The organism is Azospirillum griseum (assembly GCF_003966125.1).
Taxonomy (GTDB): Bacteria; Pseudomonadota; Alphaproteobacteria; order Azospirillales; family Azospirillaceae; genus Azospirillum; species Azospirillum griseum.
Genome location: NZ_RXMA01000006.1, coordinates 78,610 through 93,502, shown reverse-complemented (window position 1 = coordinate 93,502; position 14,893 = coordinate 78,610). Strand labels below are relative to the sequence as shown.

Annotated in this window: 13 protein-coding genes; 5 read left to right on the top strand and 8 right to left on the bottom strand. The window is 65.0% G+C overall.

What is annotated here, in order from left to right; genetic code table 11:
* Positions 1-4: 4 nt before the first annotated feature.
* The 4 genes from EJ903_RS08655 to recO all read right to left on the bottom strand — a co-directional run bounded on the left by EJ903_RS08655 (position 5) and on the right by recO (position 4,470).
* Positions 5-1,102, bottom strand: coding sequence for a TRAP transporter substrate-binding protein (locus tag EJ903_RS08655; protein ID WP_126614167.1), 1,098 nt, complete (start codon positions 1,100-1,102; stop codon positions 5-7).
* Positions 1,099-1,323, bottom strand: a complete 225-nt coding sequence (locus EJ903_RS08650; protein WP_126614165.1) for a hypothetical protein — start codon at positions 1,321-1,323, stop codon at positions 1,099-1,101. Before EJ903_RS08650 ends, EJ903_RS08655 begins: the two co-directional genes overlap by 4 nt.
* Before the next feature lie 180 nt (positions 1,324-1,503).
* Entirely contained in the window at positions 1,504-3,729 is a 2,226-nt protein-coding gene (parC, locus tag EJ903_RS08645; RefSeq protein WP_126614163.1) for a DNA topoisomerase IV subunit A, read from the bottom strand.
* 9 nt (positions 3,730-3,738) lie between these two features.
* Complete coding sequence (recO, locus tag EJ903_RS08640; RefSeq protein WP_126614161.1) at positions 3,739-4,470, bottom strand: DNA repair protein RecO; 732 nt, start codon at positions 4,468-4,470, stop codon at positions 3,739-3,741.
* Positions 4,471-5,215: 745 nt separating this feature from the next.
* On the opposite strand from recO, the gene EJ903_RS08635 reads away from it, so the two are divergent.
* The 4 genes from EJ903_RS08635 (at position 5,216) to EJ903_RS08620 (ending at position 9,624) form a co-directional block, all read left to right on the top strand.
* Entirely contained in the window at positions 5,216-7,720 is a 2,505-nt protein-coding gene (locus EJ903_RS08635; protein WP_126614159.1) for a sensor domain-containing protein, read from the top strand.
* A gap of 27 nt (positions 7,721-7,747) precedes the next feature.
* A complete protein-coding gene (locus EJ903_RS08630) occupies positions 7,748-8,131 on the top strand; it encodes a hypothetical protein (protein ID WP_126614157.1) in 384 nt (127 codons plus the stop codon).
* Between the two features lie 177 nt (positions 8,132-8,308).
* On the top strand, positions 8,309-8,821 hold the full coding sequence (locus EJ903_RS08625) for a hypothetical protein (protein ID WP_126614155.1): 513 nt from the start codon (positions 8,309-8,311) through the stop codon (positions 8,819-8,821).
* Positions 8,818-9,624, top strand: a complete 807-nt coding sequence (locus tag EJ903_RS08620; RefSeq protein ID WP_126614153.1) for a hypothetical protein — start codon at positions 8,818-8,820, stop codon at positions 9,622-9,624. Before EJ903_RS08625 ends, EJ903_RS08620 begins: the two co-directional genes overlap by 4 nt.
* A gap of 137 nt (positions 9,625-9,761) precedes the next feature.
* On the opposite strand, the gene der is transcribed toward EJ903_RS08620, so the two are convergent.
* From der to EJ903_RS08600, 4 genes are all read right to left on the bottom strand, one after another.
* A complete protein-coding gene (der, locus tag EJ903_RS08615) occupies positions 9,762-11,162 on the bottom strand; it encodes a ribosome biogenesis GTPase Der (protein WP_126614151.1) in 1,401 nt (466 codons plus the stop codon).
* Positions 11,163-11,292: 130 nt separating this feature from the next.
* Complete coding sequence (locus EJ903_RS08610; protein WP_246015353.1) at positions 11,293-12,684, bottom strand: PQQ-like beta-propeller repeat protein; 1,392 nt, start codon at positions 12,682-12,684, stop codon at positions 11,293-11,295.
* Between the two features lie 2 nt (positions 12,685-12,686).
* Positions 12,687-13,331 carry a tetratricopeptide repeat protein gene (locus EJ903_RS08605; RefSeq protein WP_126614150.1) on the bottom strand — a complete coding sequence of 215 codons (645 nt, stop codon included), beginning with the start codon at positions 13,329-13,331 and terminating at the stop codon, positions 12,687-12,689.
* A gap of 174 nt (positions 13,332-13,505) precedes the next feature.
* Positions 13,506-14,144, bottom strand: a complete 639-nt coding sequence (locus tag EJ903_RS08600) for a response regulator transcription factor (RefSeq protein ID WP_126614148.1) — start codon at positions 14,142-14,144, stop codon at positions 13,506-13,508.
* 308 nt (positions 14,145-14,452) lie between these two features.
* Here EJ903_RS08600 and EJ903_RS27250 point away from each other — a divergent pair, with 308 nt between their 5' ends.
* On the top strand, positions 14,453-14,629 hold the full coding sequence (locus EJ903_RS27250) for a hypothetical protein (RefSeq protein ID WP_174237269.1): 177 nt from the start codon (positions 14,453-14,455) through the stop codon (positions 14,627-14,629).
* The last annotated feature ends 264 nt before the right edge of the window (positions 14,630-14,893 follow it).

Here is a 14,893-nt window from a genome sequence, read left to right as displayed (position 1 = left end):
CGGCTTACTTCTTCGACGCCAACGGCGGGGCGGCGTAGACAAAGCGGTCGAAGCTGTATTCCGCAACGCGGAACCACAGATATTCGTCCTCGCGGAACTTGCGCCACTGGTCGAAGACCTTCTTGAACTTCTCGTTCTTGGCGGCTTCGGCCTCGTAAGTCTCGATGGCGGCCTGGTAGCACGCCTGCAAGACCTCGTTCGGGTAGGGGCGCAACTGCGTGCCCGACGCGACCAGGCTCTTCAGCGCGTTCATGTTCTGAACGTCGTACTTGGCGATCATGTCGAGCGTGGCTTCGGCGCAGGCGGTTTCCAGCGCGACCTTGTACTGCTTGGGCAGCGCCTCATACTGCGCCTTGTTGGTCAGGAAGGAGACCTGCGGCCCGCCTTCCCACCAGCCCGGATAATAGTAGTACTTGGCGACCTTGTTGAAGCCCAGCTTCTCATCGTCGTACGGGCCAACCCACTCGGCCCCGTCGATCGTGCCCTTTTCCAGCGCCGGATAAATGTCGCCGCCGCCGATCTGCTGCGGCACGACGCCCAGCTTGGACATGATGGTCCCGGCGTAGCCGCCGATACGGAACTTCAGGCCCTTCAGATCCTCGACCGTCTTGATTTCCTTGCGGAACCAGCCGCCCATCTGGGTGCCGGTGTTGCCCGCCGAGAATTGGACGATGTTGTAACCGGCGAAGAATTCGCGCATCAGCTCCAGACCGCCGCCATGGCGCATCCAGGCGTTCTGCTGACGGGCGTTCAGGCCGAACGGCATCGCCGAGTCAAAGGCGAAGGTCGGATCCTTGCCGACGTAGTAATAGGAGACGGTGTGACCGCACTCGATGGTGTTGTCCTTCACCGCGTCCAGCACCTGGAGGGCCGGAACGATTTCGCCACCGGCGAACACGCGGATTTGGAACTTGCCGTCGGTCAGTTCCGCCACGCGGCGGGCGACGAACTCAGCACCGCCATAGATCGTGTCCAGGCTCTTGGGGAAGCTGGACGCGCAACGCCACTTGATTTCAGGGTTCGTTTGCGCGATGGCCGGGGCCGCCAACGTGCTGGCGGCGACGCCCACACCGGCGGAGGTCAAAAATGCGCGGCGTTTCATGAAGAGGCTCCCTTGTCCATTCTCGGTTTCGGGTTCGTGAAGCGTGTCTGAACCCCGTCGCGCCCGTCCGTCTTGCGGAAACGGTGCGTCAGGACGAGCAGGGAAAGCGGGAAATAGGGGGATGCACGCTCGGCAGTCACGGACAGCGCATGATCGACGGCCATGGTTGGCGCGCGCCCAGACACGGCGGCACACCATCCCATCGGACCATCGGCGGTCATGCGTTCCTCCCTCCGTCCGGGCCTGCCGCCGACCATAAGGCCGATCCGTCCCAGCTTTCTTTTGCTGAACGGATTATGCAGGAAGCCAACGGTCGCAATCAAGGCCGAAGCGCAATTGCGCGTATGGATTCAGAGGTTTATCGGCGCAGGCCCTCCCGCGCCGATAAACCGGACCGCTAATCAGGTGAAGCGGTTTGTTTTGGGGAAGCCGTTGGGCGGCAGCTTGCCGACTCCGGCGCGGTCACTCAACCAACCGATCAGGTCGGTGACGGTGAATTGCCGTTCCCCATGCTTCCAGGTCAAACCATCGGCCAACGCAAAGCTCTTCACATCGGACAGGCTGGCGTCCTTGTATTTCTGCAACTGAACGCCCTTGCCGCGCGTCATCACCGGAACCTGAATCAGCGGGATGACGACGAGCTTGCGGTTGTTGCCGATCACCGCCAGATGGTCGCCGGTCAGCGGATGGCAGAGCCGGGCGCTGCGCCCCTCCTCCAGATTCAGCACCTGCTTGCCGGTCCGGGTCTGGGCCAGCACCTCGACCTCCTCCACCTGGAAGCCGCGCCCGTCGTCGGAGGCGACCAGCAGCTTGCGGCCCGGCTGGTGGCGGAACAGGTCGATGATGTCGACGTCGTTGCCCAGGTCGATCATCAGCCGGATCGGTTCGCCAAAGCCGCGCCCGCGCGGCAGCTTGTCCACCCCCAGCGTGAAGAATTTCCCGTTGCTGGCGAAGACGAGCAGCTTGTCGGTGGTTTCGCACGGGATGATGAAGCCGCGCGAATCGCCGTCCTTGTACTTCACATCCTCCTGATCCGCGTCGGTCAGATGGCCGCGCACCGCGCGAATCCAGCCCATCTTGGAACAGATGACCGTCACCGGCTCGCGCTCCACCATCGCTTCCAGCGGAACGTCGATGATGGCGGGGGCGTCGGCGATGTCGGTGCGCCGCTTGCCCAGCACGCCGCCGCCGAATTTCTTCTTGATCTCCGCCACCCCGTCGGCGATACGCTTCCAACGCAGAACCTCGTCGCCCAACAGCTCGGTCAGCCCGTTCTTTTCGCTGGTCAGCGCGTCGTTTTCCCGGCGGATCTCCATCTCCTCCAGCTTGCGCAAATTGCGCAGGCGCATGTTGAGGATGGCGTCGGCCTGGACATCGGTCAGGGCGAAGGCCCGCATCAAATCCTGTTTCGGCTCATCCTCCTCACGGATGATGCGGATCACCTCGTCCAGATTGAGGTAGGCGACCAGATAGCCGCCGAGGATCTCCAGCCGGTGTTCGATCTGGGCCAGCCGGTGGCGCGACCGCCGGACCAACACCTCGTGCCGGTGGTCGAGGAAGGCTTGCAGCACCTCGCGCAGATTCATCACGCGCGGAACATGATCGGCGTCCAGCACGTTCATGTTCAGCGAGAAGCGGATCTCCAGGTCGGTGGCCTGGAACAGCGAGGCCATCAGCACTTCGGGATCCACGTTCCGGCTTTTCGGAACCAGGACCAGCCGCACGTCCTCCGCTGATTCATCACGGATGTCGTCCAGCAGAATCAGTTTTTTGGCGGTCAGCAGCTCGGCGATCTTCTCCACCAGCCGGGCCTTGGGCACCTGATAGGGCATTTCGGTGACGACGACCTGCCAGGTGCCTTGCGCCAGCTTCTCCACCTCCCAGCGCGCGCGCAGGCGGAAGGCCCCGCGCCCGGTGCGGTACGCCTCCACCACGCTCTCGCGCGGTTCGACCAGAACGCCGCCGGTGGGAAAATCCGGGCCGGGCATGAAGCCGACCAGCGTGTCGATGGACGCGTCGCGGTGCTTGATCAGATGCTTCAGCGCGTCGCAAATCTCGCCGACATTGTGCGGCGGGATGTTGGTGGCCATGCCAACGGCGATGCCGCTCGACCCGTTGGCCAGCAAATTCGGGAAATTGGCGGGCAGGACCGCCGGTTCGTCGCCGTCGCCGTCGTAGGTCGGGCGAAAATCGACGGCGTCCTCGTCGATGCCCTCCAGCAGGGCCTTGGCGACCTCGGTCAGGCGGGCTTCGGTGTACCGCATGGCGGCGGCGTTGTCGCCGTCGATGTTGCCGAAATTGCCCTGCCCGTCGATCAGCGGGTAGCGGACGGCGAAATCCTGGGCCAGACGCACCAGCGCGTCATAGACCGAGGTGTCGCCGTGCGGGTGGAATTTGCCGATCACGTCGCCGACGACGCGGGCGCATTTCTTGGGCGGCGTGGTCGGTTCCAGCCGAAGCTGGCTCATGGCGTACATCAGCCGACGGTGCACCGGCTTCAGCCCATCGCGCACGTCGGGCAGCGACCGGGACATGATGGTGGACAGCGCGTAGCTGAGGTAACGCTCGCCGAGCGCATCGGCCAGCGGCTTTTCGAGGATGTCGAGAGCGGGGTCTTGCGGCTTCATGCCGTCTGTCTAACCGATCTGATCGCCGCGCGCCACCGCGTTCGCGTAACGTTCCAGCAAGCGCGCCCGTGCGGGCGGCAGCGCGCCGTTCAGCAGGTGGCGTTCCAGAAAATGACCGGTCAACCGCAAGCCCGCCAGAACCTCCCCCGGCCCACCGCCACCGCGCCCGGCCAGGAAATCGGGCAACGGCAACAGGCGGTCGCGGTAGGGTTCACCGACCGAGGCGGTGACGGCGCGCCCGGTGCGCGGGCTGACATAGGCCAGATAGTCGTTCGCCCCCGACACCGCGCAACGGTCGAGATCCAGGCCGAATCCCAATTCGGCCAACACCCCCAGTTCCCACCGGACATAGGATTCGGCCCAGACCGGCCCGTCGAGCAGGTCGAACAGGGCCAGCAGCCCGTCGAACAACGCGGGGTGCGGTTCATGATCGGCCAGCGCGGCGTCCAACAAGACGCAGGCGCTCGACAGCGCCGCCAGTCGCGGGGCCGCGTCGAAAAAGCGCGCGGCGTAGGCGGCCTCCGGCTCCACCGTGAACTGCCCCAGATGCTCGGCCAACCGCCCGCGCCAGCGCACCGCCAGCAGAGTGCCCGGCTCCAACACGCCGCGCAGCCGGGCCGACCGCCCCCCGGCAACCAAGCCAGAGCACCGCCCATGGTTGCGGGCCAGCAGTGTTGCCACCACCGACCCCTCCCCTTGCGGGCGGGTCGCCAAAAGGATTCCCCGGTCGCTCCAGTCCATACGAAAAAGCTCTAACAGGAACAGATCAGCGTCACCAGACCAGCCTTCCAGATGATTGATAGAAATTTTTGATCAATTCGGAAAAAAATATACGATTGGACGGCTGGATTGCTGCTTCCGTAATCACTCTCTCACGATCTCAATCCAGTCACTTAACAGGTTTGAGCGTCGGTTCGAAACGGATCCAAGTCGCATTCAGGAGGGCCGTGAAGTGGCTTGAATACATTGATATACAATAGATTCTTTTATCCCACTCACGGTTTGAAGAGTCTCATGTGGACGCCGGACGTACCGTCCGCAGTTTCAAAACGGCTTGTTGTTCGCAGGAACTGCAGACCCAAACCGCCAAGCACTCCAACCCCATTAGAATATGAGCCGTGCTGCCAAAACGATTGAGTCGGCGTACACGCTTTCGCTTGGTCCATCAGATGCCACCCGATCGCTGCGGCTTGGGGGAACCTCAACGGACCGGGACTGCCCCCGCATCGATCCACATCCATTCGTGTCTGGATACAGCATTTGTGCAGGCCAATATGAATTGTGCGGGCAGACTCTGGTTAACGAAATGGTTGGCCAATATCGGCAAGGACTTGACATTGATCGCCTCCGGAGATACCCGAACCCTCTCTTGATTGCTCGTTAACGCCACAAACATTAGAAGAGCGAACTGAATCAAACATCACGTTGATCATGGGTGGGTGTTTTACCACCCGGGTCAACCGCAGGGAGGTCTGACAGGACGGTCTTGGGCAGCAACATCGACCGATATCTTCTGGCGGAAAAGGCCGGCTCCGAAGGGGTTTGGGATTGGGATCTGCGGACGGACACGCTGTATCTCTCCCCCCGCTTCAAGGGATTCCTCGGACTGCCCCCTGGTGAGGGCAACCGGCCCGGTGACTGGCTGTCCCTGGTGCATCCCGAAGACATCGAATGGTTGAACGCCTCGTTCGAGGCGCAGATGGTCGGGCTGGCCATTCCCTTCCAGATCGAACACCGCGTGCGCCGCGCGGACGATGGCACCGGCACGCCCGCCTGGAGGTGGCTGGTCTGCCGTGGCATGGCGGTGGGCGACGCCAACGGCGAACCGGTGCGGCTGGTCGGCTCCGTCGCCGACATCACTGACCGCAAGAGCGCCGAACAGGCACTGCGCAAGAGCGAGGAGCGCTACGCGCTCGCCGCCGCCGCCAGCAACGACGGCCTGTATGATTGGGATCTCCTGACCAACCGGGTCTATTACGCGCCGCGCTGGGCGTCCTTGCTGGGGATTCCCGACGACGGGCTGACCGACAGCCCCGACGAATGGCTGGGCCGTGTCCATCCCGCCGACCGCCCTGACCTGCTGCGCGCGCTCGACGCGCTGAAGGATGCGCCCGATGGCGCGTTCCAGGCCGAATACCGGATGCTGACCGCCAGCGGCGAAACCCGCTGGTTCGCCTGCCGGGGCATCGCCGCGCGGGATGCGGCGGGCACGCCGACCCGGCTGGTCGGCAGCCAATCCGACATCACCGACCGCAAGACCGCCGAGCAGCGCCTGCGCCAGAGCGAGGAGCGTTACGCGCTCGCCGCCGCCGGGGCCGCCGATGGGCTGTGGGACTGGAACATCCCCACCGGTGAGATCTATTACTCCCCGCGCTGGAAAGCCATGCTGGCCCTGGACGAGCCGGAAGTGTCCAGCACGATCACCGAATGGTTCAGCCGCGTGGTTCCTGGCGACCTGGAAGGCCTCCGCACCGCCATCGACCTGCATCTGTCGGGCGAACGCAAGCACCTCCAGCACGAATTCCGCATCCGCCGCGCCGACGGTGGCGAATCCTGGATGCTGGTGCGCGGTCTGGCGGTGCGCGATGAGAACGGACGCGCCATCCGCATGGCCGGGTCGATGACCGACATCACCGCCCGCAAGAAGGCCGAACAGCAGCTTTTGTTCGACGCCTTCCACGACAGCATGACCGGGCTGCCCAACCGCACCCTGCTGCTGGACCGCATCGGGCAGGCGTTGGACCGCAACCGGCGCGCCGGTGCCCGCCAATTCGCCGCCGTGCTGATCGACCTCGACCGCTTCAAGGCGATCAACGACGCGCTAGGCTCGGCCACCGGCGACCGGCTGCTGAAGATCATCGCCAAGCGCCTGGACAACAGCCGCCGGGTGGGCGACACGCTGGCCCGCCTGACCGCCGACGAGTTCGCCGTGCTGCTCGACGAGATCGACGACGTCGGCGACGCGCTGGGGGCCGCCGAACGGATGGCGCAGGCGATTTCCCGGCCGGTGACGCTGGAAGGCCACGACGTGGTGCTGACCGCCTCCATCGGCGTCGCCCTGAGCGCCACTGGTTACGAGCGCGCCGAGGACATGCTGCGCGACGCCAGCCTCGCCATGTACCGGGCCAAGACCGGTGGACGGGCGCGGATCGACGTGTTCGACAGCCATTTGCGCCGTCAGGCCATGATCCTGATGCGGACCGAGGCCGACTTGCGAACGGCGTTGGAACAGGACCAGCTCTGCCTCTATTATCAGCCCATCGTGTCGCTGCGCACCGGGCGGATCGCCGGGTTCGAGGCGCTGATGCGCTGGAACCATCCCGAACGCGGTCTGGTCCCGCCCAACGACTTCATTCCGCTGGCCGAGGAAACCGGGCTGATTGTGCCGATGGGCCGCTGGGCGCTGCGGGAAGCCACGCAGCAATTGCGCGTCTGGCAGGAGCGATTCCCCCACCCCACCCCCCTGTTCATGAGCGTCAACGTCTCCGGTCGCCAATTCCGGGACGATGATCTGGTCCAGGTGGTGGCCGACCTTCTCGCCTCCACCCCGATTCCACCGTCCAGCCTGAAGCTGGAATTGACGGAAAGCCTGCTGATGGCCGATCCGGAGCAGTGCCGCGCCCTGATGCAGCGCCTGCGCGACATGGACGTGCGGCTGTCCATCGACGATTTCGGCACCGGCTATTCCTCGCTGGCCTATCTGCACAGCTTCCCGGTGGACACGTTGAAGATCGACCGCAGCTTCGTTCAGGCCATTTCCTCGGGCCAGGGCAACGGGGCCATCGTCCAGGTGATCGCCACCCTGGCCACCATCCTGAACATGGACGCCATCGCCGAAGGGGTGGAAAACGCCGAGGAAGCGGGGTATCTGAGCGACATCATGTGCAAATACGCCCAAGGCTACCACTTCGCCCGACCGGCCCCGGCCACGATCGTCGAAGGGTTGCTGGCGGCGGACCTTGCCCCGGATGCCGTTTCCACCCCGTCCTGATTGATCCCCCCCACCGGAGCGCCCACCATGACCGACCGCAGTTGCGGCGAATGCACCCTGTGCTGCAAATTGATGGGGGTGCCGGAGCTGAAAAAGCCGTCGGCCAAATGGTGCGCATCCTGCGACCAGGGCAAGGGCTGCACCGTGTACGAGGAGCGTCCGCCCTCCTGCCGGAATTTTCAATGCTTCTGGCTGATGGACGAGAATTTCCCCGACGAATTCCGCCCCGACCGCATCCACGCGCTGGCCGCTTTCAACGACGTGAAGAACAGTTGCGTGCTGCATGTCGATCCGGCCAAGCCCCGCGCCATGTCCAGCCCGGAGGTGCAGGCACTGACCGACGCGCTGCTGAAGGTCTATGACAAGGTGTTTTTCCTCTGCGGGAAGGAAAGCGCGATGATGCAGCGGTGAGCGCTGCTCCGTTCAGACCCGTCGGCTGCTCCGCTCCCGGATGTGGGACAATGCGTGACTGGATTGTGTGGGGCTGTGTTGTCGCAGCTCCGCCACCGGACCGCCGCGACGCTGGACGCTGCCCGCACACTGCCTCTACTGTCGTTGCCTGCGTCCCACCCCAGCGTGACACCGTCGATGACCGAAACCCTTCTGGCGCTGTATTTTGCGGTTCTGGTCGGCGGGATCCTGTTCAAAAGCCGAATCGCCCGCAGCCAATGGCTGTTTCTGCTGCGCGCCTTTTTCCCAAACTGGAAATTCTTCGATCAGGTTGGCCATGTCCCGCATCTGTGGGCACGGTCCGCCCGTAAGGGCATGGATGACGGCCTGATCTGGTCGGACTGGCTGTTGATCTACCCGCGTCGCACCCGTCGATGGTGGCACCTGGTCCACAACCCCGACACCAACCTCGGCCTTGGTCAGCAGAACATGGTCGATCATTTCTGGAGCGCGTTGGACGATCTGCCGGACGGGGCCGACCCGCGCGGCCTTGTCACCTACGCGTTGATGGAACGCCTTGTGCAAAACCACTTGCGCGTCCAGCACGGGGGCTTCAGCCATTGGCAGTTTGAGTTGCGGATGGTGTTGGACGGGCCGGACGGCCTGAGCGACGCCTACACCATGATGCAATCCCCGGTGACGGCGTGTTGAGCAACCTGAGCCTGGACAGCGCGCTGCGCCTGACGGAGGCCCTGTTCGGCTGGAGTCTGGGCATCCAGACCCTGGAGTATCTTCGGATGCGCGCCGCCACCGGGCCGCAAGGTCTGTGGGACTGGTCGATCCTGCGGCACGACATCCCACAGCCCGGTCTGCGGCGGGTGCTGGATGCGCTATACACGCCGACGCTCCACCAATGCCATTTGCTGCTGCGCCTGGTGGCCGCGCTGTGGCTGATCGTGAACGGCGGCACGCCCGCCCTGATGCTGTTCCTGTTCCTTGGAAATCTGCTGATCCTGCTCCGCTGGCGCGGAGCCTTCAACGGCGGCAGCGATTTCATGACGCTGGTTGTGCTGACCGGCCTGCTCATCGCCCATCTCGGCAGCGTGGCCGAAAACGGCACAACCGGGACGGCGGTGCGCGCCGGTCTCTGGTACATCACGCTTCAGGCCGTGACCTCGTATTTCGTCTCCGGCTGGGTCAAGATTTTCCGCCCGGAATGGCGCAGCGGTCGCGCCATGACGATCTTCCTGAACGGCGCGATCTACGGCCCCCTGCCCGCCAACCACCCGCTGCGCCGCCCGTGGTTGGCCTGTCTGGGGTCATGGGCCTTCATCCTGTGGGAATGCGCCTTTCCCTTCGCCCTGGTCAACCCGGCCCACGCACTGGTCTTCTGCCTGATCGCCGCGTGCTTCCACGGCCTGGTGTTCGCCTTCTTCGGCCTGAACCGTTTTGTCTGGGCCTGGATGTGCAGCTTCCCCGCCATCGTCTGGGCCGCCGGTCAACCCTTCCACTGACCACCCAAACCGCGACACAAGGCACCGTTTGAGACAATCGCGTCACATCGATTCCGATGTGACGCGATTCGATCCAAAATGCGACATGCGGTTGCGGCACAACGGTGTGCCGCTGGACTTGAGGGAACGACGGACGGTTACTCGTCCGCGTAGGGGTTTTTCCCCTTGCGCAGCAGCAGGCGCAACGGCACGCCCGGCAGGTCGAACGTGTTGCGCATGTCGGCGATCAGGTAACGCTGATAGCTTTCCGGCAGGTCCAAGGGCTTGTTGACGAACAACGCGAAGGTCGGCGGACGCGTCTTCACCTGGGTGACGTACCGGATCTTCACCCGACGGCCTTCGATCAGGGGCGGCGGGTGGTGATCCAGCACCCCACCGATCCAACGGTTGAGCTGGGCGGTGGTGATGCGGCGATTCCACACGGCGTAGGTCGCCAGGATGCCGTCCAGCAGCGTGTCGAGCTTCTGCCCCTTCAGGGCGGAAATGGTGACGACCTTCACGCCCTTGATGTAGCCGAGACCCGCTTCCAGCTTGTCTTCGACCTGACGCAGCGCCATGGCGCGGTCATCGACGATGTCCCACTTGTTGATGGCGATGACGAGGGAGCGGCCCTCCTCGATCACCATGCGGGCGATGGTCAGATCCTGCTTGTCGAGGATCGCCTCGGCGTCCACCACCAGAACCACGACGTTGGCCATGCGGATGACGCGCAGCGTGTCGGCCACCGCCAGCTTTTCGACCTTTTCATCGACGCGGGCGCGGCGGCGCATCCCGGCGGTGTCCACCAGCTTGAACCGGCGGTCACGCCATTGCCAATCGACGCTGATGGCGTCGCGCGTCATCCCGGCTTCCGGGCCGGTCAACACGCGTTCCTCGCCCAACAGGCTGTTGAGCAAGGTGGATTTGCCGACGTTCGGACGGCCGACGATGGCGATCTGGATCGGCTTGCTCAGATCCTCGGCGGGTTCCGGTTGGTCGCCGATGGCGATGGGACGGTCGCCCGTCGCCTCCTCCACCGGTTCATCGGTCGGGGCGGCGGTGTCTTCCTTGGCGAACGGCATGAGGGCCTGGACCAGATCGGCCATGCCCTCGCCATGCTCGGCCGACAGCGGGATCGGCTCGCCCAGGCCAAGCTCGAACGACTCGTACAGGCCGGACTTGGACGCCTTGCCCTCGGTCTTGTTGGCGACCAGCAGGACCGGCGTCTTCATCTTGCGCAGGATGGCGGCGAAATGCCGGTCGAGCGGAGTCACCCCGGCGCGCGCGTCGATCAGGAACAGCGCGACGTCGGCGCGCTGCAGGGCCTGTTCGGTCTGGCGGCGCATCCGCGCCTCCAGGCTGTCGTCGGTCACGTCCTCCAACCCGGCGGTGTCCACCACGGTGAAGGACAGCCCGCCGACATGGCCGGGGGCGGACCGCCAATCGCGGGTCACGCCCGGCGTGTCGTCGACAAGGGCCAGCTTCTTGCCCGCGAGACGGTTGAACAGGGTCGATTTGCCCACATTGGGCCGACCGACAAGAACGACAGTGAACGACATGGGGCCAAAGGCCTCCTAAAACCGACAGGAACCAGAAAACGCGACGCCAAACAACCAAACGCCAGACAACGCGACGACCATCACCCGATCAACAGACCGCCAACCACCAAAGGGCCGATCACCGGCCCGATCACCGGAAGGCGACCAGCGTTCCGTTGTCGCACAGAACCATCAGGGTGCCGTTGGCAACCACCGGCGGCAGGAAGGCGGCGGCGGGCAACGACCGCGTCACCTCGACCTGACCGTTGGTGGTGGACAGCCCCAGCAGCACGCCGTTCGACCCGGCCACCCACAGACGGCCACCGGCCAGAACCGGACCCGCCCACACGATGGAGCCGGTCTTGGCCTTCGGATCGGTGTAACGCTCCAGCGGGGCCACCCAACGGACACGGCCAGCCTGACGGGTGACGGCCACCAGTTCGGAGTCATTGGTCACGACATAGAGGTAATCCCCGGCCAGCCAGGGCGTTTGCATGCCGCCGATCTCGGTTTCCCACACGCGGTTGCCGATGCGCTGATCGATGGCGACCATGCGTCCCGAATGGCCGATGGCATACACCGTGCCACGTTCGATCACCGGCAGGCCGCGAATGTCGGCCAGATTGCTCAGGGCACCGGTGCGGCGGATGGCGGCAAGGCTTTCCTGCCACATGACCCGACCATTCTCCGGACGCAGGCCGAACAGCTCTCCCGACGAATACGGGGCAACCACCAGCGTGCCGTCCGCCGCCGGACTGGCGGCCCCCAGCAGACCGGCGGTTTCCAGAATCCCCTGGTGCGACCATTGGATGGTCCCGTCGCTGGCCGACAGGGCGACCAACTGGTTGTCCAGCGTCAGCACCAGAACACGCCCGCCCTGGACGGTGGGCGCGCCGCGCACCGGACCGGCCACGCGCTTGCGCCACAGCACCGAGCCGTTGGCAGGATCAAGCGCCAGAACCTCCGCATAGCCCGTTGCGGCGAACAGACGGCCATCGGCGTAGGCCACGCCGCCGCCGGTCGCTCCGCCCCGCTCATTCTCCGGGCGGGTGTCAACGCGCCAGAGACCGCCGCCATTCAGCGCGTTCAACGCCGACACGCGGGCGTCTGCGTCCATGGCGAAGATTCGGCCATCGGCCACCACCGGCACGCCCAGCAAGGCGCGCGAGCTGCTGGAGCCGGCACCGACGTCGCCGCGCCACGCCTCGGCCGGGTTGGCGGACAGTGCAAGGTGGCCCATCGAATGCTCCGGCACGCCGCCGGGCTGCGCCCAGGCGGCGTTCGCCACCGGCGACGGAACCGTCACGGCGGTATCGGCCAGACGGGTGTCCGGCTCCACCTTGCGCTCGCGGGTCAGCACCGAGACGCGCTGTCCCGGCAGAGGCGGTTCCGACGCCTTGCCAAACCAATCGCTCACCGTGTCGCAGCCCGACAAAAGCACAGCAAGCAGCGAAACGGACAGAAGGGCCGAACGGCGCAGCGCGCGGGGCGTGTTCGTCGAAGCCGGAGTCATCGTTGCCGGGATCATCGGGGCCGGGGTCATCGTCAGCTCTTGCCGTAAAGGGAAGCGAGGTCGGCGGCGCGGGAGCGCACACCGGCGGGGGCCTGGGAATCGTCGGCCAGTTGCTGGAACAGGCCGCGCGCCTTGGCGGTGTCGCCGCCGCGCAGGGCCAGCACCGCCGTCAGTTCACGCGCCGTGAAGCGCCACGGGCTGGCTTCGGCGGTCAACGGGGCCAGCTTGGCGGTCAGTTGCACCGGGTCGCCGCTTTCGGCGCGCTGCATCACCCCCAACAGGGTGGCGAGATCGCGGTAGGCGGGATCGACCGAACCGTTCGCGGCGATGCCGTCGTAGATCGTCGCGGCGTCGGCGGTCTTGCCCTGACGGATCAGCAGGGCCGCCGCGTTGAACTGGGCGAGCGCGGCCATGCGCGCGTCGGCGGTCCCGGCGTAGGCGGCCAGCGCCTCCACACCCTTTTCCGGGCCTTGCTGGGTCTGCGAGATGGCGGCGACCAGCGCGGCGGTGTCCTGCTGCTGCTTGTTCTGCTGCCAGTTGCGCCACGCGGTGTACCCGCCGGTTCCAACCACCAGAGCCACAGCGGCGGCGATCATGTAGCCGCCATATTGTTTGAAGGCACGCTCCGCGCGGTCCCGGCGCAGATCCTCGTCAACTTCGCGGAAAATATCGCTCATGGCCCTGCGGTGCAGTCCTTGTTCGCGCGGCCGTTGACGGCACGGGCGCTGGGTCGGGTCACACCGAACCCACACCTCCGGCGTGACCGGAGAGGCGGTTCGGCATCATCACAGGGGCGGATAGCATTGGGTATCCCGCCCGTCAAGCCCAGTTGGACGGGCACGCACGCGGCGTCAGGTCGATTGTGTGGCCGCGATGACCGCCTGGGTGCGGTTTTTCACCCCAAGAGATTTGAAGATCGCGGTGACGTGGATCTTCACCGTTCCCTCGGACAGACCCAACTCGTAAGCGATCTGCTTGTTGGATTTGCCTTGGCGCATGCAGTCGAGGACCTGGCTCTGGCGATGAGTCAGCCCCTGCCCGACCATGCGATCCGCCGGGTCCGTCACCGAACGGCGCCCCAGGGGATCGGTCAGGCCGGTCAGTGCCCCCGGCGGCACATAGATGCCCCCGGACATGACAAGGTTCACCGCCCCCATCATCACCTTGACGCTGCTGGATTTGGGGATGAATCCACTGGCCCCGTGGTCAATCGCCCCACGCACGTCGCCGTGCGCTTCCGACGCCGACACGATGACCACGGGGACGCCGGGACGCCGCCCCACAATCGCGTCAATGCCGGAAAAGCCGGGCCATCCCGGCATGTCGAGGTCAAGCAGGATCAGGTCAAGGTCGGTCTGTTCGCCACACTGGCGCAGCACCTCGTCAAAGGTTCCGCACTCCTCGAACCGGGCGTCGGTCTGAATCTGTTCGATCACCCGGCGCAGCCCCTCGCGGAACAGGCGGTGATCGTCGCCGATCAGTATCTTCATGACGTCTCTGCTTTCGCTCGCCGAACCGCGCCGGGCGACGGTTCGCGTCGCGCGGATCGTTGGCGTTGCTCCCATGACGGGTATACGCGGCATCACCGGCAACCCTTGGGACAGAGTGGTATCACGTTCGGACAGGAGGTCGCACCCGGACAACAGCCATAGGCCCTTCGCCGGTCCAACAGGGATCACAACCAGATGCCCGGCAGGGTTGATTGGCATGCCTCTCCGCCTTAGGTCATACCGACCATGAGGCCGCTGACAAACGCAAGGGAGCGCAGCGCAATGGAACGACGGACCGTGGGGATGCGATGACGGGTTGGCAGATCATCAGCGCGGCCATGACCTGCTATCTGCTGTTGCTGGCCCGCAGCGCCTGGAAACAGGGCGAAATTCGCCAATTCCTGCGCAGTCTGCTCATAGTCATCCTGTTGATTGGCAGCATCGCCGGTGCGGTTGCGGTCGCTGTGGCGCTGGATGCGCCCTGATGCACTGGAGGCACATCTTGATGTCGGTGGCGCAGCGGACGGGCGCAGCGGCATGAGCGCCCGCCCTGGTGGCCGCCTGGATCGCAACAGGTGGCGTCACCACGCCAGGATCGGGCCAACCATCGACCAGCCGTAGAGCACGCCCAAGAACACCGCCAGCGTCACGCATTCACGCAAGAAAGCCAGAACCGACATGCCAACCCCCTATGTTCGCGTGGTGTTCTGACTTCATATCAGAACATATAACGAACATCAACTGGTATG